This is a genomic window from Agrobacterium tumefaciens, from assembly GCF_017726655.1.
Taxonomy (GTDB): domain Bacteria; phylum Pseudomonadota; class Alphaproteobacteria; order Rhizobiales; family Rhizobiaceae; genus Agrobacterium; species Agrobacterium tumefaciens_B.
Genome location: NZ_CP072309.1, coordinates 1,832,066 through 1,854,786, shown reverse-complemented (window position 1 = coordinate 1,854,786; position 22,721 = coordinate 1,832,066). Strand labels below are relative to the sequence as shown.

Sequence of the window (22,721 nt, the reverse complement as noted above, 5' to 3'; positions counted from 1 at the left end):
ACAGTCATTAGCGCTTAGCGGCCTTTCTTTGGCAACGGTGCGGCAGCGGCGAAGAAGCCATCCCAGGGGTCTTTCTTCAACTTCGACAGGCGCGCGCCGATGTTGTTGACGGTAAAATAGGCGGGCCCTATGTCGGCGGTCAGTTCCGACCATTCCAATGGTGTCGAGACCGCAGCGCCCGGGCGCGCCCGCGTCGAATAGGCTGCCACCGCCGTATTGCCCCTGCCATTTCGGAGATAATCGATAAAAATGCGGCCCTTGCGTTTCGCTTTCGTGGCCACGGCGAGATATTTATCCGGCTCGGCCTTCGACATCTCCACCGCCATGGCCTTGGCGAAGGCCTTGACCGGCGTCCAGCCCGCCTGCGGCTTCAAAGGTGCGACGACATGGAGGCCCTTCCCACCGGAAGTTTTGACGAAGGCGGCCAGGCCCGCTTCCTCAAAACGCCGCTTCAGCTCGAGCGCCGCCGCGATCACCTCTTCCCACAAGACATCTTCGGCTGGGTCGATGTCCATGGTGATCATATCGGGCTTTTCCCAGTTGGCAGTTGTCGCCCCCCAGGGATGGATTTCGAGCGCCGCCGATTGCACGAGCGCCATCATGCCATCGAAATCAGTGATGCGGATCAGAGGTTCACCGCCTTTATCCTTGGGGTCCTTGATCTGCTCGATGGCTTTATTGATGCCACGCCAGGCATGTTTCTGGAAAAAGCGCTGGCCCCCGATACCCTCTGGGCAACGCAGCAGCGCCAGCGGTCGATCGACGACAAACGGTGCGATATACCGCCACACCTGCGCGTAATAATCGGCGAGCCCCTCCTTCGTTACGCCGTCATCCGGCCAATAAAGCCGGTCCGGATGGGTGAACTTGACCGACGATTGCGGCGCCTTGGTATCGGACACGGCTTTCTCCTCGCGTTCGATTTCTCCTGCGGGCTTGTCTTCGCGCAGGCCTCGGAACGAGGCGTGACGCAGATTTCCATCGCCTGACCAAGCGCGAAACTCCACCTCGGCCACCAGTTCAGGCTTCACAAAATGAAGATCGCGCCGGGCGAGCGCGGTGAGCTTTTCGCCGAAGGGGCTCTCCTTTTGCTGAAGCGGCTTCAGCCGCCCGAACAGCATCTCGGCCATTTCGACCGTATAACCCGTGCCGACACGACCGACATGCCGCAATTTGCCATCTTCATAGACGCCAAGGGCGAGCGATCCGATTGCCTGGTCTGACGTGGACGACACAGTATAACCGCCTATGACGAATTCCTGCCGCATCGAGCATTTAGATTTTACCCACTCGCCCTTCCGGCCCGACACATACTTGCTCGTCTTGACCTTGGAGATAACCCCCTCGAGGCTGAGCCTGCACGCGTGGTCGAGAACGAGCCCGCCGCTCTCTTCGAAATGCTGGCTGTAGCGGAGATGGGGGTCGCCGGCCGGCAGCAGTTTTTCGAGCAGGGCTTTTCGCTCAATGAGGGCGGCACCGCGCAGATCGCTGCCATCCAGATACAACAGGTCGAAGGCATAAAAGACGAAGCGATCGCTGCGGCCTTCACTCAGATCCTGTTGCAAGGCGGAAAAGTCGGAAGCGCCACTGTCGCGCTCTACGACGATTTCGCCATCGATCAGGGCCGTTTCAGCCGGCAGCGCCTTGAACGCCGCCGCAACCGCATCACCAAACTTCTCCGTCCAGTCCAGACCGCTGCGGGTCAGGAATTGAAGTTCGCCATGATCGAGGCGGGCCTGCAGGCGGTAGCCATCAAATTTGATTTCGTGCAGCCACCGGTCTCCCGCGGGCGGCTTTGGCTTCAGCGTTGCGAGCGCTGGCTGCACGAAGGCCGGCAACGCCTGTTTGCGCGCGCCTTTGGGCAGCGCGTGCGCCTGCTTTTTTCCCGAGGTCGATCCGACCGCCTTTTTTGAAACCGGCTTGGAATTCCAGGTATCTTTTGGCTTGGCCGCAACCTCCTCCACGCTTCGCCCGGTCTTTACCGAGTCCGGTCGTTCCTCCAGAATATCTGCACCGCCATTATGTCTGGCCTCCGCATCGTCACCTTTGATGAGCAGCCAGTTCTCGCGGCTTTCCCCCGGCTTTCCGTGCATCCGCACAAGATGCCAGCGGCCTTTCAGCTTCTCGCCTTCAAGTTCGAATTCCAGATGGCCCTTGCGGTAGCCTTTGCGCGCATCACCGATCGGCTGCCACACGCCACGGTCCCACACGATAACTGTGCCGCCGCCATATTGACCCTTCGGGATGACGCCTTCGAAGTCGCCATAGCTGAGAGGATGGTCCTCCACATGCACGGCAAGCCGTTTGTCTTCGGGATCGAGGCTCGGACCGCGCGTTACCGCCCAGCTCTTCAGCACACCATCCATTTCCAGGCGAAAATCATAGTGCAAACGGCGGGCGTCGTGCTTCTGCACCACGAAGCTTGAACCTTGCTTCTCCGCCTCAGTGCCTTTCGGCTCCGGCGTCTTATCAAAACTGCGTTTGGCGTTATAAGTCTGTAAGCCCATGGATCAGCTCGCTTTCCGGGAAGTCTTACGGCTTCCCGCTGTCGTTTTTTTCCTGCTGCCCTTCTCTTCGCCGGCGCTACGGCGCAACGCTTCTTTAAGATCGATAATGTTGTCTTCCTTGCGCTGTTGCGGCTTTTCGATCTTGCGGCCTTCGATCTTGGCTTTCACTAGCTCCGCCAGCGCATCGTTATACCGGTCGCTGTAGTCAGCGGGATCGAAGGCCCCAGCCCGCTTTTCGATGATGTGGCTGGCGAGTTCGAGCATCTCATCATCGAATTCGATATCAGGGATGGATTTGAAAACAGACGTTTCGGAACGAACCTCGTAACTGAAATTCAGCGTCGTCGCGACGAGTGCCTTGCCGCTGGGCCGGATGAGCAGCACGCGATTGCGGCGGAAAAGCACCGCTTCACCGAGCGCCGCCACCTTTTCGTCGTCCATTGCTTTTGCAAGAAGCGTCAGCGCTTCCTCACCGCCCTCGCCGCTTGGAGCCAAATAGTAGGACTTGTCGAAATAGAGCTTGTCGATCTCGTCACAGGGGAGGAAGTGTTTGATGCGGATGACCTTGTCGCTCTCCGGCATCAACTTTGCGATTTCGTCTCCCTCGATAATGATGTGATCACCATTGTCGAGCTCGTACCCTTTGACCTGATCGTCGCGAAGAACCGGCTCACCCGTATCGCTATCGACATATTGTCTCTCGACGCGGTGGCCGGTCTTGCGGTTGACGATATTGAAGGCAATTTTCTCGGCAGAGGTCAGCGCGGAATAAAGTCCGACCTCACAGTTGAAATCGGCGAAGGAAATATGTCCCCTCCAGCTGGCTCTACGGTTCATGTCCGCCGTTCCTCCTCCCGGCTGTGGGCCGACGCCTCCCGGCGCCGATCCCCGGCCAGAATGCGTTCGATAGCAGGCAGATCCGCTTCCGCCAGGACCGGCACCGGATCAGATGCCATGGCTTCGAGCACCTCTGGCGAGAGCCCGCCATTGCGAATGACCCACTCCATAGCCTCACGCGTCTGCCGCTCGGCTTTCAGCTGCGCATAAAGCGCCAGTATCAACCGGTCGCGGACATCAAAGCTTTTCAGGGCCCTGTCTGAACGTTCTGCCTGCCGTTTCATGTCGACACCCTCAAAGGTCATCTAACGACTGCGCGGGACTGCCTCAGGCAATTCCCCTGCCGCCGGTCACGCCATAAACCTCACCATTGATAAAGCTTGCATCCTGCGAGGCGAGCAGAACGTAAACAGGCGCCAATTCCACCGGTTGTCCCGGCCGGCCAAAATCGCTGTCCTTGCCGAAATTTTCCACCTTCTCGTCCGGCTGACCGCCGCTCGGCTGAAGCACGGTCCAGAACGGGCCGGGAGCAACGGCGTTGGCGCGCACACCCTTCTCGATCAGCTGTTTGGCGAGCGCCTTCGTGTAAGCAACGATGCCGGCTTTGGTGGTCGCGTAGTCCAGCAGGATCGCGGAGGGTTCATAGGCCTGAATGGAAGCGGTGGTGATGACGGAGGAGCCAGGCTTGAGATGGGGGGTCGCCGCCTGCGCAATCCAGTGCAACGCATAAAGGTTGGTCTTCATGGTGCGATCGAAATCGTCGGTGGAAAGCTCTGCGATATCTTCACGAAACTGCTGCCTTGCGGCGTTGATCACCAAAATATCGAGGCCGCCAAGATCACCGACTGCTTTCTCTACGAGTTCACGGCACCAAGCCTCGTCGGTGATGTCGCCGGGAAGCGCGATCGCCATGCGGCCTTCCGCCTCGATGAGGGCGACGACTTCTTCTGCATCGGACTCTTCTTCCGGCAGGTAGGATATCGCGACGTCAGCGCCCTCTCTCGCAAAGGCGATGGCGACGGCACGACCAATCCCGGAGTCGCCGCCGGTGATCAAAGCCTTACGCCCCGTCAGCTTGCCTGTGCCTTTGTAAGTTTTTTCGCCGTGATCTGGAAACGGCGTCATGTTCGTGACGAGACCCGGCATTTCCTGGGTGGGTGTCGAAAAGGGTGGGCGCGGATACTGGCTGCGCGGGTCCTGCGGCTCGAGGCGGTCTGTCATCTCGGTCTCTCCCATCGATAGAGGTTCTTCCGAGGCGCGCTGGGGACGGGATAAAATAACCCGCCAGGCTGATCATCGCTTGCGCTTGGGCAACCGCAACATCAACGCGCCACACGCCACCCTAACGATCTGACTTCGCTCTCGTTCCAAAGAATATCGACAGCGGGGTGACGACGGCTTCCTATCGCCGCCGTCATCTCCATTAAACGGATTGTTGCTTGCGTGTGGTGCTTTTGACAACCTGGGTCGGGGCCACATCCGGCTTTCCGAAAAGATAACCCTGGGCCTGCGCGCAGCCCTCATCGACGACCATGCGATATTGCGCGTCCGTTTCAATCCCCTCTGCCGTTACCGGCAGATCAAGGCTGCGGCCAAGGCCAATAACGGCGCGAACGATCGCGCGGGCGTTGTCATCGTCGCTCATTGCGGCGATGAAACTGCGGTCGATCTTGATCTTGTCGAAGGGGAAGCTCTGCAGGTTGCTGAGCGACGAGTAACCGGTGCCAAAGTCATCCATGACGATGGCCACGCCGAGCGCTTTCAACTGATTGAGGATGATCAGCGTCGTTTTGCGGTCTTTCAGCAATGCCGCTTCGGTAATCTCCAGCTCCAACCTGTTTGGTGAAAGCCCGGTCTGCATCAGCACCGTGCAGACGACATGGCCGAGATTGGCCAGCGAAAACTGCAGCGGCGATACGTTGACCGCGACCTTCAAATGCGGCGCCCACCCGGCTGCCTGACGGCAGGCCTCACGCAGGACCCATTCGCCAAGCGAGATGATGATGCCGCTCTCTTCCGCAATTGGAATAAAGACATCCGGTGGCACGGCCCCGCGTGTCGGGTGCTGCCAGCGCACCAGCGCCTCATAACCGACGACCTGACCACATTCGACTGACAGGACCGGCTGATAATTCAGCACCAGCTCGTCTCTGTTGATGGCAAGGCGCAAATCCGTTTCGAGTTGGCGGCGCTCGCGCGCTTCCTGATCCATGACGGGATCGTAGAACGACAAGATGCCTCGCCCGCCCATCTTGGCGCGGTAAAGCGCGAGATCAGCGGCATGCATGATGCTCTCCTGATCGTGTCCATCCCGAGGAAACACGGCAATGCCGATGCTGACGCCGACCGCCGTCGGATCGCTGGCGACATTCATCTTCACCGCGAACATGCCGAGGACCGTCTCGGCCAGCAGACGCGCCTCCTCCGCTCTGGTCTGCCGGGCCGTCAGGATCACGAACTCATCGCCGCCGAGCCGGGCAACCACGTCGCCTGGCCTTGCGCATTCATCGAGAATGGCGGCAACCTTCTTGAGAACGCGGTCGCCTTCGGCATGGCCGAATATATCATTGACGGCCTTGAACCGGTCGAGATCGAGCGCAAGCAATGCGAACTCATCCTCCTGGCTGCAATTCTCGATCTGCTGGTGAAGGCGGGTCTGGAACATGGTGCGGTTCGCAAGACCGGTCAGAACGTCGTGGCGCGCGAGATATTCGATCTCACGTTGCGCCTGCCGCTTTTCCGTCAGGTCGCGAATGGCCATGACTTCACAAGGGTGGCCGCGATATTCGATCGTACGCACGCTCAATTCAAACACCTGCGTCTGCCCGCCCCTTTCACGGATCGCTTCCACGGGCACATCGCGCGGCAGATAGGCTGGCTCTCCATCCACCGCCTTGAACAAATCGTCAGGGTTGCGACCCACCAGTGATGCTTCGTCCCGCCCAAGGAGCCCCGCAAACCGCGTGTTCAACTCGACGATACGCCCATCGCGGACGACGGCAAGACCATCGAGTGTCGCGTCGACCAGCCCCTTGAGATCGACAAGGTAACGATCAACGAGTGCCGCAATTGCTGTGGTGGCGAGGATGAGGAACGTGACGCCTGATATAGCTGCGATCATGATCAGTCGGGCGACGTTGTCGGGATCCGGACCTGCAACGGACGGATCTGGTATCAGCACTGTGGCCGACATAGCGGTAAAATGCAAAGCGCAGATGCCGAAGATGGCCGCACTCGCCGGCGCGGCAATACGTTTCCAGGAGGAGAGACGATGGAAGCAGTGAAAGGCGAGAACAAACACAGCCCAGGCGACCACAAAACCACCGAGCACCGCCCCCCATCGATAGCTTATCGTCGCCGCGACATCCATGCCGGCCATGCCGACGAAATGCATGATCGCAACCGAAAGCGTAATCAGCGTACCGATAACCGCGGCGCGGTAGCGAGCCGTAACTCGTATCATGAGCGCCAGCCAGAAACCAATAACGGCGAGAGCGGCCGACAGCGCTGTGAAGGCGAAGTCATAACCGATCGGAACCGCACCCTTGTAAGCAAGCATGGCAACAAAGTGCGTGGCCCAGACACTCAAGCCCCCGGCGAAGGCGGCAACCACCTCCCAATAGGGCTTACGGCCAGCCGAACTTTCCTCAGCGCGCAAGAGAAGGTGGAAAAAAGCAAACATGCCGAGCAGGCAGATTATTGCAGAAAGCAGAACGACTAAGTGATCGTGCTGGACAGCAACGCATTCCAATACCGTGAACATGATGCACTCTCCCAGCCTCTGAAGAACCGCTCACGGTGGCACTATGGGAGTGCTTTATTTATAAATCTCTAATACAACCATCGATAATTGTTTCAATATTTTTTCGCGTCGAAGAATCGCGCTGAGCCCGGCCCGTCGTAACGGTGTTTTCGGCGGGCGGGTCTCAAATGATGGAGCTGATATTCTTATTTCCAGCTTTGATAGTCGGCCGCCGCGCAGCCGAAAGGTGCCGGCCCATCGCCGAAACGCTCCTGCAGCCGGGCGCAGCCCCATTCGTTGAGTGCAGTCGGCAGCATGTTGTTGATATCCATGCCGGGCGAGGTGAATTGCGATGGGGCGCTGGTGACGTACCATAGCCAGTAGCCCATCACCGCAACGAAGATCACGGCTACGATGGCGACGAAGGTAAGCAGCCTGCGCGCCAGCCCCGGCCCCTTCCTTGTCGCCGCAGCCTGGGCTGCTGCAGCTTCCTGAGTTTCAGTTCCGACGACAGGAGAAAGCGACGAGAGAGCCTCCGCCCTTTCCGCGTCCGTCATCTCGATCTGCGTCAGTTGATCATCGAGCAGGACAGGCAGCGGACTATTGCCTTGCAGAACTGCGAGCGCCACATCGTGCTTGCCTGTATGGTCGATGACGACGGGAATGCGGCCGCGCTCAAGATAGGCAAAGGACTGACGCTTGGTCTTCGCCTCCCTGACCGTATCCGCAAAAGTGACGAAGAGACGGCTGCGTTTTTCCGCGACGGCCGTCAGTGCGACCGGGATAGCAGTCAACGGCGCCGGACGCCTGAGCCCAAGGCGGACCCGCAGAACGCGGATCAGGGTAAATAGCATTGCCAGGCTGCCGAACCCAAGCAGGGCGACAAACACGCCGAGCGTGATGATGCGGTTCCACAGCATATCGAGGCCGAGAGAAATCGTCGCAAGGTCGGGGTTCTTCTCAGAGATAACCAGACCAGTCTCGTAGTCGCCAGAATGGACGTCGACGAACATGACCTCGACATCCTTTTTGTAGCTTACGCCTTCGTAGCTATAGGAAAGATCTGCCTTGCACGTCGTGAAAATCGCCTTTCTAGTCTTGCAGCTGCCGCTGATATCGCCGTTCTCGATCTCAAGTGGGTCCTTGCTGATCCGATAATCGCGCATGACCCCCGGCCCTTCTGCAACAAGCATCACGACGAGGATCGCTACAAGCACCGGAACGGAGAAATAATAGGCGGCAGGCACCGAAATGGCGCCACGCTTCAGCGTCAAAGGCCGCGACGGAAGTTTTATTTGTGCAAGGTTCATGGTCGACAACGCATTTCTTGGGAGTAGACGGGCAGAGCCTGCGACTCTCACCCGGTGGAGAAGATTGCTGTCGGTCGGTCTAAACCGATCAACTTCTCGAGAAAACCCCCTGAAATTACGGGATAAAGTTGTAAACTCTTTCCCGGCCTGCTTGTAGGGACCGCAAAGTTTAGGAAGAGCTCAGTGCAGGTGCAGGAATGCTCCTGAGGCCATCCATGAATAAACGGGCGGTCAAGCCGCCCGTCGATTGTTTTAGAGCCTGCTGATGTTGTTCAGTCCTTCGTGACGTTTTCAAGCCGGGTCGTCTGGCTGGGATGGCCTACATAATCCTTGACGCGCGTATTCAGCACGATCGGCTCGAACCTCTCGAACATCGGCAGCACCGCCGGCTTCTGCGCAACGAACATCTCCTGCATCTGGGTGTAGATTTCCCCGCGCTTCTTGGCATCAGGCTCGAGCGACGCCTTTGCCGTGAGTGCGGTCAGTTCCGGAATATCCCAGGCCGAGCGCCAGACAAAATTGCCGGCGTTGTTGGCGGCAAGCGAGTTGTCCGGATTGCTGGAGAACTGTTCCATCGAGCCCAAAACATTCGGCATGTAGGCTCCGGTCTGCGGGATGAGCAGATCAAAATCCCGAGCGCGGTGCGCGGCAATCACGTCCGAGCCGTTACCCTGCTGGATATTGACCTTGATACCAATCTGGCTGAGCGTGGCCTGAATGGCAGTGGCGAGGTCGATGCGCGGCGTCTGCGCGATCGTCTTCAGATTGAGCGTGAAACCGTTCTCGTAGCCGGCCTCCTTGAGGAGTGCTTTTCCCTTCTCCACGTCGAGCTTCCAATCCGGGCTCGGAATAGCATATTCGAAGTTTTCCGGCACGGGCACCGTGCGCGCCCGGCCGTAGGGACCCATGATGGTTTTTTCCATGCCCTTGTAGTCGATGCCGTAGGCGATCGCTTCGCGGACCTTGGGGTTGGACAGGGGCTCCTTGCCGGCATTCATGGACAGGACGTAAAAACCGCCCGTCGGCACACGCTGAATCTGGAAACCTTCCTTGTTGTTGAAGATCGCGAGATCCGCAGCCGTCAGCGCGCTGGCGATGTCAATATCGCCGCGCTCCAGCATCAGGCGTTCAACCTGGCTTTCCGGCACATGCCGCACGATGACGCGGCGCATATTGGGGCTGCCGGCCACATAGTCCTTATTTGCCTCCAGAATGATGATCTCATTCGGCGACCAGCGGTTAAGGGTGAAAGGGCCGGAACCGGCCGAATTTGTTCTCAGCCATGCATTCCCCCAGTCATCATTGACCTCGTGGGACTTCAGTTCCTTGCTGTCCACCACGCTGGCAATGACCATGGCGAGGCGATAGAGCAGCAATTCCGACGTCGTTTCACCTGAAAGATCGACGCGAACCGTTCTTCCATCCGGAGCACTTACCAGCTTGTCGATATTGTCGGCATTATAGCCCACGCGCTTGAGGTTCGCTGCGGCCGCCTGGTTCATCTTCAGAAGGCGGCTGAGCGAATAAACCACATCGGCCGAGGTCACCGGGTTACCGGAGGCGAAATTCGCCTCGCGAAGATGAAAGGTGATGCCTTTCTCATCCGTTTCCCAGCGCTCGGCGAGCTGCGGTGAAACCTTGCCGGAACCGTCCACCGAGATCAGGCGATCATAAAGATTTGCCATGATTTCGTTGGCTTTTGCTTCGGTGGCCTGATGGGGGTCGAGTGACAGCACCTGGGCCAGTGACGTGCCGATAACCAGCTGGTCGTTGGGGGTTTTGGCCGCGACGGGCGATCCCTGCACGAGCATAGCGCCAAGAATGGTGGTGAATGCGAGACGGATCAATGTTTTTTTCATACCTGCTCCTCCTACAGATCGGTAATTGATGTTCGGGAAAAGCCGCGACGCAGCGGGGCGTCGCGGGCCAAAACGGTTAAAGATGTTTGTTATCAAGTGCTTCGATCAAGGCTGCGATGTAGCCGTAGCAGAAGGCGAAAGCGACGCCGACGGGGTCGCGTCCGGCAATCGTCGGCACATGGTCCGGCATGATCATGTAGCGATAACCGAGTTCGTGATAGAGTTTCAGCGAGCGCACCATGTCCATGTCCCCCTCATCGGGGAAAGTCTCCATGAAAGACAATTTCCCGCCGCTGATGTTGCGGAAATGGACGTTGAAAATCTTGTCGCGGCTGCCGAACCAGCGGATGATGTCGTCGATCTCCTCGCGCGGATTGTCGAGCATCTCGCCGATGGACCCTTGGCAGAAATTCAGCCCGTGATAGGGGTTTTCACGCATCTGCACGAACTTTTTCAGCCCATCGACTGTGCCGAGCACACGGGTGACGCCCCTGTAGCCCGGCGGTGTATAGGGATCATGGGGGTGGCAGGCGAGACGCACCCTGTTGCTTTCAGCAACCGGCACGACGCGTTCGAGGAAGTAGTCGATGCGTTCCCAGTTCTCGTCTTCGGACAGAACGCCGGCGAGGCCCGGTGCGGCATCATGGTCCGCCTTTTCCCAGCGCCATGCCTCGTTGAGCGAACCGCCACGGCCGCGCTCCATCTCCGTGCGCGGGATGCCAATGAGGTTGAGATTGTATTTCGCGGCAGGAATTCCGGCCCTCGCGATATTTTCGATCATCGCGCAGACGGCATCGATCTGCCGGTCGCGATCCGGGCCGGCAAGCAGAATATCGGGATATGACGCCTGCTCGATAGGCCGGGACGGCAACGGCAGTTGCACCATATCGAGGACAAGGCCAAAGCTTTCGACCTTGTCACGGTGGCGCTCGAAATCCTCGAAAGTCCAGCTCGCGGGTGCTCCGGGCGGATCCGCGCTGATGTTTTTGACGCCGAGCTGCGCCCAGACCTTGTAATCCTCGTCGTCGCGCGCAGCAACCTGGGTGCCGACATACATCGATTCTCTCCTCTCTCCATGCAAGTCATCATATGACATCGCATGAAATAAGATGAGTGTCGAGACGCTATTGCGCCTCCGCGAGCAGCCTGTATCGCCGCTGGCTTGCCAGCATGTGTTCACGCATGGCTTTTCGGGCCGCGTCGGGATCCTGCTCGACGATGGCGCGCAGGATTGCCTCGTGCTCGGCCTGGACTTTGCGAAGATAATTCGCGTCGCCGGTTTCAGGCAGCGTTGGGAACTGCCCACGCGGTATCGAGCGTGAACCGAACTGGCGCAATGCCTCGAGATAGAAGCGGTTATTGGTTGCGGTCGCGATGGCCGAATGGAATTCGTAATCCGCATCGACGGTCGATTCGCCAGCGTCGATGGCACGAGCCATTTTCCTGTGCGCCGCCGAGATTGCCGCTTCCTGCTGGGCCGTCCGGCGATAGGCTGCGATCGCCGCCGCCTCCCCTTCCGTTGCCAGGCGGAACTCCAGCATTTCCAGCGTCTCGGCAATGGTGCCAACTTCAGACTGCGTTAGTTTCACGCCGGCCCATTCACTGTCACTGCTGACAAAAACCCCCTTGCCCTGAATAGGGACGACGTAACCGGCAGAACGCAAATCGGCAATCGCTTCGCGGACCACCGTCCGGCTCACGCCATAAGCGCGTTCCAATTCCGGCTCCGTGGGAAGCTGGTCGCCATTTTTCAGTTTTCCACTGCGAATTTCTGCGCTGAGATTATCGATGATCTGTTGCGCCCGCCTCTCCCGCGGCCTCGCTTTGTCGCCAATCATGCCAGTCTTCCCTCTTGCAGAATACGAATCCCTTCGTTACTCATATTATGACATTGCGGCACGTCATATGTTTTCATGTTAACTCAGGGAGGGGTTGGGATGAAGTACCATCAAGAGTTTTTACAAAAGAGAATTGCGCGTCTGCGGCGAGCAGCGGGCAAAGGGCCGGCCGCTGACGGATTTCTCTCAAGAAAGTGCGGCCACCTATGACGGAGATTTCACTGCGCGGGCTTGGACATCGTTTTCTGCAACTGATCGTCAGCCTCTTCATCCTGCTCTGCATCACCTTCATCATAGGCCGTGTGATGCCGACCGATCCGGTCGGAGCAATCGTCGGCGAGCTTGCCGATCCAAAGGCCTATGAGGCCATGAGGGCGCGGCTTGGCCTTGATCTGCCACTTTATCAGCAGTTCTTCATTTATTTGCGTGGTCTGCTGCATGGAGATTTCGGTATCGCGATCCTGACGGGTAATCCCGTGACGCGCGATCTGGCGCAGGCCTTCCCCGCAACCTTCGAACTCGCGACCCTGGCGATCATCATCTCGACGATCATCGGCGTTCCCCTCGGTCTTGCAGCAGCTCTGTTTCGCGATACGTTCATCGACAAGTTCGCGCGTGTCTTTGCGCTGGTTGGACACTCGATACCTGTCTTCTGGTTCGGCATTGTCGGGCTCGTCATTTTCTATGCCGGTCTCAATCTGGTCGGAGGGCCTGGCCGGGTGGACGTGTTCTACGAGGGTCTTGTGGAACCCAGAACCGGCCTGATGCTGGTCGACAGCCTGCTTGCGGGCGAGACGGAAATCTTCTGGAACGCGCTCGGACATATCATCCTGCCGGCCGTAATTCTTGCCTATATGGCCATGGCCTATATCACCCGCATGACCAGGGCCTTCACCCTCGAACAGCTGAGCCAGGACTACGTCATCGCGGCGCGAGCAAAAGGTGTCAGTCCCGCACGCACCGTAACACGCCATGTACTGCCCAATATCGCCGTGCAGCTCATCACCGTTCTGGCAATTTCCTACGGCAATCTGCTGGAAGGCGCCGTGGTCACCGAGATCGTCTTTTCCTGGCCGGGCATCGGCCAATATATGACCAATGCGCTGCTCATCGGCGACATGAATGCAATCCTCGCCGCCACGATCGTCATCGGCTTCATATTCATGTTGCTCAACTTCCTCGCCGATCTGGCCTACACTACGCTTGATCCCCGCACACGGGAGGCCGCACGATGACCGATATCGCGCAAAACAATACAGTTGATCGCCCCGGCGCCCTGTCGCGCCTGTCGACCACAACCGTGCGGACACTTAGAAAGCTCGCAGACGAGCCACTTGGGATGTTCGGCTTCGCCATTCTGGCGGTTCTGGTTCTGGTCGCCATTTTCGCTCCGCTGATTGCGCCTTACGATCCTGCCCGCCAGGCGCTCGAAAACGCGCTTCAGCCGCCAAGCTGGGCGCATCTGGCAGGAACCGACGAATTTGGCCGCGATATTTTCAGCCGGCTCGTCTACGGCACCCGCATCACCATCCAGACCGTCCTGTCGGTCTCGGTCATCGTTGGTCCGATCGGCCTTGCGATTGGCGTCATGGCCGGTTTCTTCGGCGGGCGCACCGATGCCATCTTAATGCGCGCGACCGATATCGTCCTCTCCTTCCCCTCGCTCGTGCTCGCACTTGCCTTTGCAGCTGCGATGGGAGCCGGTCTCGGAACAGCGATCATCGCGATCTCGCTGACGGCGTGGCCACCGATTGCGCGTCTCGCTCGCGCGGAAGCACTGGTGGTGCGAAACACCGATTATGTGGCCGCCGCTCGCCTCTACGGTGCCTCGCCGCTGCGCATCCTGTTTCTCTATATCGCGCCGATGTGCATTCCCTCGGTCATCGTTCGCCTCACGCTGAACATGGCGGGCATCATCCTGACGGCTGCTTCGCTCGGCTTTCTCGGCCTTGGGGCGCAGCCGCCGCTGCCTGAATGGGGTGCGATGATCTCCAGCGGCCGCAAATTCATGCTCGATTACTGGTGGGTCGCCGTCATGCCCGGCATCGCCATCCTGCTGACGAGCCTTGCCTTCAACATCGCCGGCGATACGCTGCGCGACCTTCTGGATCCGCGTCATGCCCGTTCCTGACAGCACTCCCATACTCTCGGTACGCGACCTCAATGTCCGTTTTGGGCGCAATGCCATTTCCGCCGTTTCCAACGTCAATTTCGACGTTGGCCGCGAAAGGGTCGGTATCGTCGGTGAATCCGGTTCCGGAAAATCCACCACCGGCCGGGCCGCGATGCGCCTTTTGCCGAAGAGCGCGACAGTGACGGCGGAGAAATTGGATTTTCTTGGCGAACCGCTGCTCACAAAAACCGAACGGCAGATGGGCGCGATCCGCGGCAGCGAGATGGCGCTGATCATGCAGGACCCGCGTTATTCGCTGAACCCGGTGCTGCCCATCGGCAAACAGGTGGCGGAAGCCGCCGAACTGCATCTGGCGCTTACCGGCCAGGCGGCAAGGGCTGCGGCGCGCGACATGCTGCTGCGCGTGCGTATAAACGATCCCGACCGTGTCATGGCGCTTTATCCACACCAGATATCGGGTGGCATGGGGCAGCGGGTGATGATCGCCATGATGCTGCTCGCCAAGCCGAAGCTTGTCATCGCCGACGAACCAACCTCGGCCCTCGATGTCAGCGTGCGCAAGGATGTACTTCTGCTTCTGGACGAGATGGTGCGCGAGAACAATTCGGGCCTGATCCTCATCAGCCACGACATCCGCATGGTGGCGGCCTTCTGCGAACGCGTGCTGGTCATGTATGGCGGGCGCGTGGTGGAAACGCTGACGAAGCTTGAAGATGCGCAGCATCCCTATACGCGCGGCCTGATCGCGGCCATGCCCGATCCCCGCAATCCGGTCAGGCGTCTCAAGGTGTTGGATCGTCAGGCAATCGATGCGGAGGTGATGCGATGATCACGGTAGACAAGCTCGACGTCGTCTACGGCGCCAAGGAAAAACGAAACCACGTCGTGCGCGGCGTCAGCCTTACGGTCAACAAAGGCGAAACCCTCGGAATCGTCGGCGAAAGCGGCTGCGGAAAATCGACCCTGCTTCGCTCGCTGGCAGGTCTGGAGTCCGGCTGGACCGGCTCGATCAGCTTCAATGGCAAACCGGTCGGCAAGACCCGCAGCCGCGACGAACTGAAACTGGCCCAGATGGTGTTTCAGGATCCCTACGGTTCGCTGCATCCTCGCCACCGCATCGGTCGGGCACTGGCCGAGCCCATCCGCGCCATGGGGCTTGGCGACGGCTGGTCGAAGGTTCCCGCCGCCCTGCAACAGGTTGGCCTGCCTGTGCATTTTGCCGAGCGCTTCCCGCATGAACTTTCCGGCGGTCAGCGCCAGCGCGTGGCAATCGCACGCGCGCTGATCCTCGAACCACCTATCCTGCTGCTCGACGAGCCGACATCCGCGCTCGACGTTTCCATCCAGGCCGAAATCCTCAACCTTCTTGCCGACCAGCGCGAAGAACGCGATCTGACCTTTGTTCTCGTCAGCCATGATCTGGCTGTCATCGCCCATATGTGCGATCGCGTGCTGGTGATGCAGAACGGCGTTTTTGTGGATGAGCTGACCAAGGCCGACCTTGAAGCAGGCGTTACCCATGCCGCCTATTCAGGCGAGCTGTTCGAAAGCAGCTTTCTTTGAGATGATCGGTCGCGGAGATGGCAACGCCGCGGCTGGACCTGTCTGAACGCGCGCCGGGGCTCAGTTCAGCCGACCGCCGTTCTCGTCCGAAAACAGATGAATGCCGTCCAAAGACGGGGATATCCTTATCTCCTCGCCGACCGCCTGGCCTATGCGTTCGCGAAAAACGCCGAGCACCCGCGAACCACCCAGGGTCATGGTGACCTGTGTTTCCGATCCCAGCGGTTCGACAAGCAGGATCTCGGCCGGTACGCCCGAGGGATCAAGGACGAGGTGCTCGGGCCGGATGCCATAAGTCGCCCCTTTTCCCGCAAGAGCGGCGGCAGCGGCCGGCAATGGCAAGACCACACCGCCGGTTTCAAAACCGGCTTGCGATATCTCGCCGGGCAGAAAGTTCATGGAAGGTGAGCCTATGAAGCCGGCAACGAACTCGTTTGCCGGACGGTCGTAAAGTTCGAGCGGCGTGCCGACCTGTTCGACACGGCCGCCGTTCAGCACGACGACCCTGTCAGCCATCGTCATCGCCTCCACCTGGTCATGCGTCACATAGATCGTGGTGGTCCTGAGTTTCTGGTGCAAGGCTTTGATCTCGCCACGCATCACGACGCGCAGTTTGGCATCAAGGTTTGAGAGGGGTTCGTCGAACAGGAACACCTGCGGATTGCGAACGATTGCGCGGCCCATCGCAACACGCTGGCGCTGACCGCCGGAGAGCTGGCGGGGATAACGGTCGAGCAATGCGGTAAGACCAAGGATCTCCGCCGCCCAGTTCACCTTCTCGGCAATTTCCTGTTTGCTTGAGCCGCGATGCTCCAGCGAAAAGCCCATATTGGTTGCGACCGTCATATGCGGGTAAAGAGCGTATGACTGGAACACCATGGCGATGTCGCGGTCCTTGGGATCGAGATCGTTGACGATCCGCTCGCCGATCTTGAGTTCACCACCCGTGATCGTTTCGAGACCGGCGACCATCCGCAGCAGGGTAGACTTGCCGCAGCCGGAGGGGCCGACGAGGACGACAAATTCGCCATCCCTGATATCGAGATCGACGCCGTGAATGGTTTTTACCGCGCCATAGCTTTTGCGGATGTCGGACAGGGTTACGTTAGCCATCGATTAAATCCGGTTCTTCAGCCCTTGAGGCCGGTATGGGCGAGGCCTTCGACGAACTGCTTCTGGGCAATCACGAAGACGATGAGCACGGGCAGCGCCGTCAGCGTCGCTGCGGCAAGCTGGATATTCCACATCGGTCCGCCATAGGCGTCGGTATATTGGGTCAGCGCCTGCGGCAGCGTGAACATCTCTGCGCTGGAGAGAAAGACGATAGGCTCAAGGAACAGGTTCCAGGAGTGCAGGAAGGTGAAGATCGCAACCGAGGCCAGCGCCGGTTTTGCCAGCGGCAGCGCGATCCTGCGGAATATCTTGAAGCGCCCGAGACCATCGACACGCGCCGCCTCTTCGAGCTCGGCGGGCAGCGTCACGAAGAACTGCCGCATGACGAAAGTGGCAAAAACACTGGGCGCACCGAAGATCGGCACAAGAATGAGCGGCCAGTGTGTGTTGACCATGCCCGCCTTCAGAAACATCTGAAACAGCGGCACGATCGTGACCTCCGACGGAATGAGCAGGCCAAGCAGTACGACCATGAAAATGAGATTTGCGCCCGGAAACCGGATCCGCGCAAAAGCATAGCCTGCCATGGACGATATGATCATCGTTCCTGCCGTCACGACAGCTGCGATGTAGGCGGAATTCCAGTATTGCCGCACGAAAGGCTGCAACTCGAAGACCTTGGAATAGCTCGTCCAGTCCTGGTTTTGCGGGAAGAATTGCGGCGGGAAGGCGAAGATATCGCTGATCGGCTTGATCGATGACGTCACCATCCACCAGGTCGGAAAGACGAACGGGATCAGGAGCACGCACAACACCCCGTAAAGAGCGACTTGCATGCGTGGGGAAAGGTCAGCTTTCATAAAAGACGATTCTCTTGCGCATCTGCCACTGGGCGAAGGTCAGTACGGCGACGATCACAAACAGCAGGATGGACAGCGTCGAGCCGTAGCCAAAGAAATGAAACTGGAAGGCCTGCTGATAGAGGTAATAGACCAGCACCGTGGTCGAGAGACCTGGCCCCCCCTGGGTCAGAACTGCGATCTGCGCAAAAACCTGCAGCGAGCCAACAATCGTAATGATCGAGGTTAACAGGATCGTCGGGCTGATCATCGGCAGGGTAATGCGACGAAACTGCTTGAAGGCGGGCGCACCGTCGATGCGGGCGGCTTCGTAGAGTTCTTTCGGCACACCCTGAAGTGCCGCCAGAAACAGGATCATGTTAAGCCCGACATTCTTGAAGACCTGCACGACGATGACTGAAATCATCGCGGTCGTCTCCTCGCGCAGCCAGTTGGGGCCTTCGATGCCGGCCATCAGCAACATGCCGTTGATGCCGCCATTTTTCTGCAACAGGAACCCCCAGACGATCGTCCAGGCAACCAGCGAGACGACGACAGGCGAGAAGAACAGCGTCCGGAATATCGCGATGCCAGCTAGTTTCTGGTTCAGTAATACGGCCAGAAGCAGCGCCAGTGAAAGGTTGAACACGACGAGCCCGGCCGAAAAAATCGCCGTCGCGCCAAGGACGTCGCGAAGATTGTCGTCCTCGACCAACATCCGGTAGTTCTGCGCACCCGTATAGGTGAAGGTGTTGGCGAGCACATTCCATTCATGCAGCGAATACCAGAACACCAGCCCGAGCGGGATCAGAACGAAGATGACGATGCCGATCAGCTGCGGGGCGATGAACAGGAAGCCCGCAAGGCTGTCGCGCCGCGCGATGGTCCAGAACGCCGGGGCCGGACGATCCTGAGTACGGGCAATATCCTGCGCGACAGCCATGGTTTTCTCCTCAGCGCTTCAAGAGCGGCCCGATCTGGACGCAGATTTTTTGAAGCGCGCCGGCCACATCGGCCTGCGGCCGCCAGACGGCGTCGAGGTTCGAACGCACGATCTGCTGGATCTGCGCGAAACCGGTGTGGCCGGGCATGACCTTGCCAGTCGAGATGCCTGAGATGACAACCTTTTCGATCTGCTCCTCGCTGAGAAGCGGGTTCGTCTTTTTCAGCACCTGCGCATTCAGCAAAGACTTGCGCGCTGAAGGGAAGAACTGGCTGAGTTTGGCGGAATTTTCCGGATTGGTCATGTAAGCCACGAATTGCGCCGCGGTCTCGGCATTCTTGCCTGATTGCATGACGCCGATACCCGCCTGGCCGATCAGCGCATAATCGCCCGCAGGGCCCTTTGGAAGAGGCACGAGGTCCCAGCCAAATGGCTTGTCCTTCGGCAGAAGCGAGGCACGGCTGATCTGCGTAATCGTCATCGCCGCATTGCCAGCAAAAAAATCGACCGTCTCGCCGGGGCCCGGAATGGCCTTCTTGTCGAAGATGGCGTCGTGGATGAACGAAATGGCATCCGCCATCGGCTTTTCCGCCATGGTGCAGGTGGCGCCGTCAGCGCTCCAGGGTGAAGCCCCCCAGCCATTCCAGACGGAGGTGAGATATTGCCAGCTCTGGTAATTGAAATCGCGGACGACAAGCCCGCCCTTTCCGGTCTTGGCGACAGCCGACGCCGTGGCGATGGCGTTGTCCCAGGTCCATTCGCCGGCAGCGATCATGTCGGCTGGGGTTTTGGCCCCGGCAGCCTTGATAAGATCGTTATTGACGAAGACGGCGAAGGGCGAGGTCGAAAACGGATAGGCGTAAAGCGTACCGTCCTGCGACCAGCGTTCCGTGGCGCCGGCACCGACCTCCTCAAGATTATATCCCGGCGCAGCCTTCAGTGTGTCCGTCAGCGGGTAGAGCGCCCCGGACTTGACGAAATCATAAGCCGACGTCTCGAAAATCCAGGCCATGTCAGGTGCGTTGCCGCCCGCGATCTGTGTGGTGAGTGCAGTCGTGTAGGTATCGAAAGGCAGGGACTCATAAGTCACGCTGACATTTGGATGATCCTTCTTGAAACCGGCTGCGATCTCGTTGAAGAGCTTGAGATGCGCCTCGTTGGCGCTCCAGATCGTCATGCGCAGATTAACCGCATCCTGCGCAACCGCTCCGCCCGCAAACGCAAACGAGCCAATCAGGGCAAGCGCACAGGCCGTGGATTTCAGTTTAAAATGATTGTTCATTCCCGGTCCTCCTCCAAAGATGGGTTCGATGAGACGGCAAACCGCCGTCCTAATAGGCCGCGATATCAGGCCAGCGTATTTCGATGCCCTGACGGGTCAGCTGCGTCTGGAAGGCTTCCAGGCGGTCATCGTCTTCCTGCACCTGATGTGGCGTGAGGCCATTTTCCAGGCAGTGCGCCGCAAGCATCCCGGCCACTTCGCCGATGTTCCATTCGACCGGATGAAGGCGGTAGCAACCATTGGTAATATGCGTCGTGCCGATGTTCTTGCCGGCCGGGATCAGGTTTCTCACCCGCTGCGGGATCAGCGCACCGAGCGGTATTTCAAACGGGCAGGATGGCACGTCGATATAGTTGTCGCCGCCTGTCGATGGATGCAGGTCGATGCGGTACATGCCGATACCGATGCTGTCGCGATAGCGGACAGCGCCTCTTTCACCGCGAACCGTGTAGGAAAGATCCTGCTCGACGATGCGCGTCACCGGCTTGATACGGCGGCTTTCGCGAATGTAGGGTGCCATGGCAAGCCCATGGTCGGTACCGGTGATGTCGCCACGCAGCCGAAGCCCGCGGAACCCCTGCCCGCCATCAAGGCGCGGTGCTTCCGTCTGCAGCCAGTAAAACACCGAATAAGAAAGATCTGCCGCCGCCTTCAGGTGGCGCGCCTTTTCTTCCTCGGTCACATCGATGATCGTGCCATCCATGTAATCGATCATCGGCCAATTCACGAGGCAGATATCCGACTGATAGAAGCCGGGCGCAAAGTTTTTCCGTGCTGCGATGCGCCGGAAAATCCAGAGATTCTCATCACCGCCGCCCTTGCGCTGGTCGGCATCGACCAGCAGGGGATTATCATCGGGATTTGGCGTGAAGGAGCGGGTGGTATGCTCGAGCGTGCGCGGATGGGGCGCGGTGAAGCCGAGGAGCGGACCACCCCAGAAATGCGGCTGGTAGGAGCGCCAATAGTCGTAGTTCTCAGGCTTGTCGATCGTCTGGTCGCCATCGACATGGTCAATGGCAAAGCAGATTGAGACAGCCTGCACATTGTCCGGTTGAGCGTGCTCTGGCGCGCTCGGTTCTTCCGTGTCCGACTGCGCCTCAAAACCCTTGGCATATTCCGTGCCGGTTATCGGCAGCAGATCGCCAAGTTCGGTGGCGTCGAGTACGTAATCGGCGGATATGACGATTTCAGCGCCGCTGTCGCGATGGCGGAGGGTCACGGAGCGAACCAAGTCGCCGTCCACATCGGCCGCGACAGGACGCCAGGGCTTGAGTATCGTCAGGCGACCTGCGCCAATATAGGGCATCAGCATGCTTTCCATGACCGCGAGGCTGACACGCGGCTCGGCGCAGATGCGGCTCACCCATCCGCCGCCCGGATTAAGGTCACCCCACGCGCGCGCGCCTTCCGTCAGCGGATAATGGTCTCGATAATATTGCCGCACACCGTTGCGCAGCGCCCGGTAGGACCGGGTGATGCCGAACTGTTCAACCCATGTATGCTCGTCCGAAGGAACGGCCTGACTGGTCAATTGGCCGCCGATCCAGTCGTATTCTTCGGTCATGATCACGCGTTTGCCCACTCGTGCGGCCGCCAGTGCCGCCGCTACGCCGCCAAGGCCGCCACCGACCACGAGAATATCTGCTTTCATGTCTTTCACGACGTCACATCCGTTTTGTTGACTGAGGACTTGTTTGCAGAGCCGGTCGGGGCCGGCCCCAACGTCTCTCCCTTGACGGGTTCACATTTGAGAAGGATTTGCCCACCGGCGCTGCCGGTCTCGATGCGGTTGACCAGCATGGCGGTTGCCTGCCGCCCCATCTCCTCGCGCGGAATTTCATAGGAGGTGAAACGCACGGGGCTGCGTGCGGCCCTGATATGGCTGCCAAGCACGATCATCGAAAATGCGTCCGGCACGACAAGCCCCCTCGCCCGCGCCAGTGCCTCGACGCGCACGGCATCGGCCAATTCTATGAAGAAGGCGACTGTGGCCCCGCTCTCAATGATGGCATCAAGTATTTTCTCGGCCGGGCGGTTGACCGCCTTGATATGCAGGGCAATCATGGCCGCATCTGCGAGCGCCGCGCTGAAACCTTGCCAGCGATCGGCAATCGATTCTGCCGGACCATAAGGTCCGATATAGGCGAGCCTGGTGTGTCCCAGCGCGATGGCGTCTTCGACAAGCTGACGCGTGCCCGCGGCGTAGTCGCCGCCGACATAGGGAACCGGACCACCGGCATCTTCACGGCGGCCGATCGCGACGAAGGGATAGTCTTCCGAAACCAGCCGGGCGAGTTCCTTGCGATCGAACTCGCGGCCGAGAACCAGACAGCCGTCCGCAATCCGAAGCCTGTTGCCCTCCGAGAAAATCTTGCGGTTATCGCCGACACCGGCGCTCGTCAGCAGCAGAAGATCATAAGCCTGCTGTTGCGCCTCTTCTTCGATACCCAGCAGGAAGGGCGTAAAGAAATCAGCCTGGGCGCTCGGGAATGCTGGCTCATAGGTGAAAACGCCGAGGATCCGGTTCAGCCCCTTGGCCATGCGCCGCGCAATCGGATCGGCAACATAACCGGTCTGGCGAATGACGGCCTGCACCCTTTCCCGGGTTTCGTCCGGGATGCGCGCGACCGCTGCCGGCGCGCCGTTCAGAACAAGAGACACCGTTGCCTGGCTGACACCGGCAAGCTTGGCGATATCGTTCTGCGTGAGACGTCTGTGACTGGACACGCCATGCCCTCCTCCGGCATCCGTTCC

At 59.2% G+C, this 22,721-nt stretch carries 19 protein-coding genes; 4 read left to right on the top strand and 15 right to left on the bottom strand.

Going from position 1 to position 22,721, the window contains the following annotated elements; translation table 11 throughout:
- Positions 1 to 14: 14 nt before the first annotated feature.
- The 9 genes from ligD to AT6N2_RS22705 all read right to left on the bottom strand — a co-directional run bounded on the left by ligD (position 15) and on the right by AT6N2_RS22705 (position 12,093).
- Entirely contained in the window at positions 15 to 2,507 is a 2,493-nt protein-coding gene (ligD, locus tag AT6N2_RS22745; protein WP_209091569.1) for a DNA ligase D, read from the bottom strand.
- 3 nt (positions 2,508 to 2,510) lie between these two features.
- Positions 2,511 to 3,344, bottom strand: a complete 834-nt coding sequence (locus AT6N2_RS22740; protein WP_209091568.1) for a Ku protein — start codon at positions 3,342 to 3,344, stop codon at positions 2,511 to 2,513.
- On the bottom strand, positions 3,341 to 3,628 hold the full coding sequence (locus tag AT6N2_RS22735) for a hypothetical protein (protein ID WP_063951624.1): 288 nt from the start codon (positions 3,626 to 3,628) through the stop codon (positions 3,341 to 3,343). The genes AT6N2_RS22740 and AT6N2_RS22735 overlap by 4 nt, the downstream gene beginning before the upstream one ends.
- Before the next feature lie 43 nt (positions 3,629 to 3,671).
- The gene (locus AT6N2_RS22730) at positions 3,672 to 4,565 is read right to left on the bottom strand and encodes an SDR family oxidoreductase (protein WP_209091567.1); all 894 of its coding nucleotides are present in this window, start codon (positions 4,563 to 4,565) and stop codon (positions 3,672 to 3,674) included.
- Positions 4,566 to 4,767: 202 nt separating this feature from the next.
- On the bottom strand, positions 4,768 to 7,107 hold the full coding sequence (locus AT6N2_RS22725; RefSeq protein ID WP_209091566.1) for a bifunctional diguanylate cyclase/phosphodiesterase: 2,340 nt from the start codon (positions 7,105 to 7,107) through the stop codon (positions 4,768 to 4,770).
- Positions 7,108 to 7,292: 185 nt separating this feature from the next.
- Entirely contained in the window at positions 7,293 to 8,396 is a 1,104-nt protein-coding gene (locus AT6N2_RS22720) for a hypothetical protein (protein ID WP_209091565.1), read from the bottom strand.
- Between the two features lie 272 nt (positions 8,397 to 8,668).
- Complete coding sequence (locus tag AT6N2_RS22715; protein ID WP_233282602.1) at positions 8,669 to 10,207, bottom strand: ABC transporter substrate-binding protein; 1,539 nt, start codon at positions 10,205 to 10,207, stop codon at positions 8,669 to 8,671.
- A gap of 124 nt (positions 10,208 to 10,331) precedes the next feature.
- Positions 10,332 to 11,312 (bottom strand): mannonate dehydratase, encoded by a 981-nt coding sequence (locus AT6N2_RS22710; RefSeq protein WP_209091563.1) that lies wholly within the window; start codon positions 11,310 to 11,312, stop codon positions 10,332 to 10,334.
- Positions 11,313 to 11,379: 67 nt separating this feature from the next.
- Positions 11,380 to 12,093, bottom strand: coding sequence for a FadR/GntR family transcriptional regulator (locus AT6N2_RS22705; RefSeq protein ID WP_209091561.1), 714 nt, complete (start codon positions 12,091 to 12,093; stop codon positions 11,380 to 11,382).
- A 206-nt stretch (positions 12,094 to 12,299) separates the two neighbouring features.
- Here AT6N2_RS22705 and AT6N2_RS22700 point away from each other — a divergent pair, with 206 nt between their 5' ends.
- Genes AT6N2_RS22700 through AT6N2_RS22685 form a run of 4 tightly spaced genes read left to right on the top strand, consistent with a single transcriptional unit; the run spans position 12,300 to position 15,790 of the window.
- Positions 12,300 to 13,328: an ABC transporter permease gene (locus AT6N2_RS22700; protein ID WP_209091559.1), complete on the top strand. Its 1,029-nt coding sequence runs from the start codon at positions 12,300 to 12,302 to the stop codon at positions 13,326 to 13,328.
- The gene (locus tag AT6N2_RS22695) at positions 13,325 to 14,224 is read left to right on the top strand and encodes an ABC transporter permease (protein ID WP_045533899.1); all 900 of its coding nucleotides are present in this window, start codon (positions 13,325 to 13,327) and stop codon (positions 14,222 to 14,224) included. Before AT6N2_RS22700 ends, AT6N2_RS22695 begins: the two co-directional genes overlap by 4 nt.
- Positions 14,211 to 15,056, top strand: a complete 846-nt coding sequence (locus AT6N2_RS22690) for an ABC transporter ATP-binding protein (RefSeq protein WP_209091557.1) — start codon at positions 14,211 to 14,213, stop codon at positions 15,054 to 15,056. The genes AT6N2_RS22695 and AT6N2_RS22690 overlap by 14 nt, the downstream gene beginning before the upstream one ends.
- Positions 15,053 to 15,790: an ABC transporter ATP-binding protein gene (locus AT6N2_RS22685; protein WP_209091556.1), complete on the top strand. Its 738-nt coding sequence runs from the start codon at positions 15,053 to 15,055 to the stop codon at positions 15,788 to 15,790. Before AT6N2_RS22690 ends, AT6N2_RS22685 begins: the two co-directional genes overlap by 4 nt.
- A 60-nt stretch (positions 15,791 to 15,850) precedes the next feature.
- On the opposite strand, the gene AT6N2_RS22680 is transcribed toward AT6N2_RS22685, so the two are convergent.
- The 6 genes from AT6N2_RS22680 to AT6N2_RS22655 are packed head-to-tail and all read right to left on the bottom strand — an operon-like array spanning position 15,851 to position 22,694.
- The gene (locus AT6N2_RS22680; protein ID WP_209091555.1) at positions 15,851 to 16,903 is read right to left on the bottom strand and encodes an ABC transporter ATP-binding protein; all 1,053 of its coding nucleotides are present in this window, start codon (positions 16,901 to 16,903) and stop codon (positions 15,851 to 15,853) included.
- Between the two features lie 17 nt (positions 16,904 to 16,920).
- Positions 16,921 to 17,763 (bottom strand): carbohydrate ABC transporter permease, encoded by an 843-nt coding sequence (locus tag AT6N2_RS22675; RefSeq protein ID WP_209091554.1) that lies wholly within the window; start codon positions 17,761 to 17,763, stop codon positions 16,921 to 16,923.
- The gene (locus tag AT6N2_RS22670) at positions 17,753 to 18,685 is read right to left on the bottom strand and encodes a carbohydrate ABC transporter permease (RefSeq protein ID WP_209091553.1); all 933 of its coding nucleotides are present in this window, start codon (positions 18,683 to 18,685) and stop codon (positions 17,753 to 17,755) included. Before AT6N2_RS22670 ends, AT6N2_RS22675 begins: the two co-directional genes overlap by 11 nt.
- Before the next feature lie 10 nt (positions 18,686 to 18,695).
- Positions 18,696 to 19,967 (bottom strand): ABC transporter substrate-binding protein, encoded by a 1,272-nt coding sequence (locus tag AT6N2_RS22665; RefSeq protein ID WP_209091552.1) that lies wholly within the window; start codon positions 19,965 to 19,967, stop codon positions 18,696 to 18,698.
- Between the two features lie 49 nt (positions 19,968 to 20,016).
- Positions 20,017 to 21,618 carry an FAD-dependent oxidoreductase gene (locus tag AT6N2_RS22660; protein ID WP_209091967.1) on the bottom strand — a complete coding sequence of 534 codons (1,602 nt, stop codon included), beginning with the start codon at positions 21,616 to 21,618 and terminating at the stop codon, positions 20,017 to 20,019.
- 5 nt (positions 21,619 to 21,623) lie between these two features.
- Positions 21,624 to 22,694, bottom strand: a complete 1,071-nt coding sequence (locus tag AT6N2_RS22655) for a LacI family DNA-binding transcriptional regulator (RefSeq protein ID WP_209091551.1) — start codon at positions 22,692 to 22,694, stop codon at positions 21,624 to 21,626.
- Positions 22,695 to 22,721 lie beyond the last annotated feature (27 nt).

Coding starts and splice junctions, on each gene's coding strand:
- AT6N2_RS22735 (WP_063951624.1), bottom strand. CDS start 3,628: ATGAAACGGCAGGCAGAACGTTCAGACAGGGCCCTGAAAAGCTTTGAT.
- AT6N2_RS22730 (WP_209091567.1), bottom strand. CDS start 4,565: ATGACAGACCGCCTCGAGCCGCAGGACCCGCGCAGCCAGTATCCGCGC.
- AT6N2_RS22705 (WP_209091561.1), bottom strand. CDS start 12,093: ATGATTGGCGACAAAGCGAGGCCGCGGGAGAGGCGGGCGCAACAGATC.
- AT6N2_RS22720 (WP_209091565.1), bottom strand. CDS start 8,396: ATGAACCTTGCACAAATAAAACTTCCGTCGCGGCCTTTGACGCTGAAG.
- ligD (WP_209091569.1), bottom strand. CDS start 2,507: ATGGGCTTACAGACTTATAACGCCAAACGCAGTTTTGATAAGACGCCG.
- AT6N2_RS22725 (WP_209091566.1), bottom strand. CDS start 7,107: ATGTTCACGGTATTGGAATGCGTTGCTGTCCAGCACGATCACTTAGTC.
- AT6N2_RS22690 (WP_209091557.1), top strand. CDS start 14,211: ATGCCCGTTCCTGACAGCACTCCCATACTCTCGGTACGCGACCTCAAT.
- AT6N2_RS22685 (WP_209091556.1), top strand. CDS start 15,053: ATGATCACGGTAGACAAGCTCGACGTCGTCTACGGCGCCAAGGAAAAA.
- AT6N2_RS22740 (WP_209091568.1), bottom strand. CDS start 3,344: ATGAACCGTAGAGCCAGCTGGAGGGGACATATTTCCTTCGCCGATTTC.
- AT6N2_RS22715 (WP_233282602.1), bottom strand. CDS start 10,207: ATGCTCGTGCAGGGATCGCCCGTCGCGGCCAAAACCCCCAACGACCAG.
- AT6N2_RS22680 (WP_209091555.1), bottom strand. CDS start 16,903: ATGGCTAACGTAACCCTGTCCGACATCCGCAAAAGCTATGGCGCGGTA.
- AT6N2_RS22670 (WP_209091553.1), bottom strand. CDS start 18,685: ATGGCTGTCGCGCAGGATATTGCCCGTACTCAGGATCGTCCGGCCCCG.
- AT6N2_RS22700 (WP_209091559.1), top strand. CDS start 12,300: ATGACGGAGATTTCACTGCGCGGGCTTGGACATCGTTTTCTGCAACTG.
- AT6N2_RS22675 (WP_209091554.1), bottom strand. CDS start 17,763: ATGAAAGCTGACCTTTCCCCACGCATGCAAGTCGCTCTTTACGGGGTG.
- AT6N2_RS22660 (WP_209091967.1), bottom strand. CDS start 21,618: ATGAAAGCAGATATTCTCGTGGTCGGTGGCGGCCTTGGCGGCGTAGCG.
- AT6N2_RS22695 (WP_045533899.1), top strand. CDS start 13,325: ATGACCGATATCGCGCAAAACAATACAGTTGATCGCCCCGGCGCCCTG.
- AT6N2_RS22665 (WP_209091552.1), bottom strand. CDS start 19,967: ATGAACAATCATTTTAAACTGAAATCCACGGCCTGTGCGCTTGCCCTG.
- AT6N2_RS22710 (WP_209091563.1), bottom strand. CDS start 11,312: ATGTATGTCGGCACCCAGGTTGCTGCGCGCGACGACGAGGATTACAAG.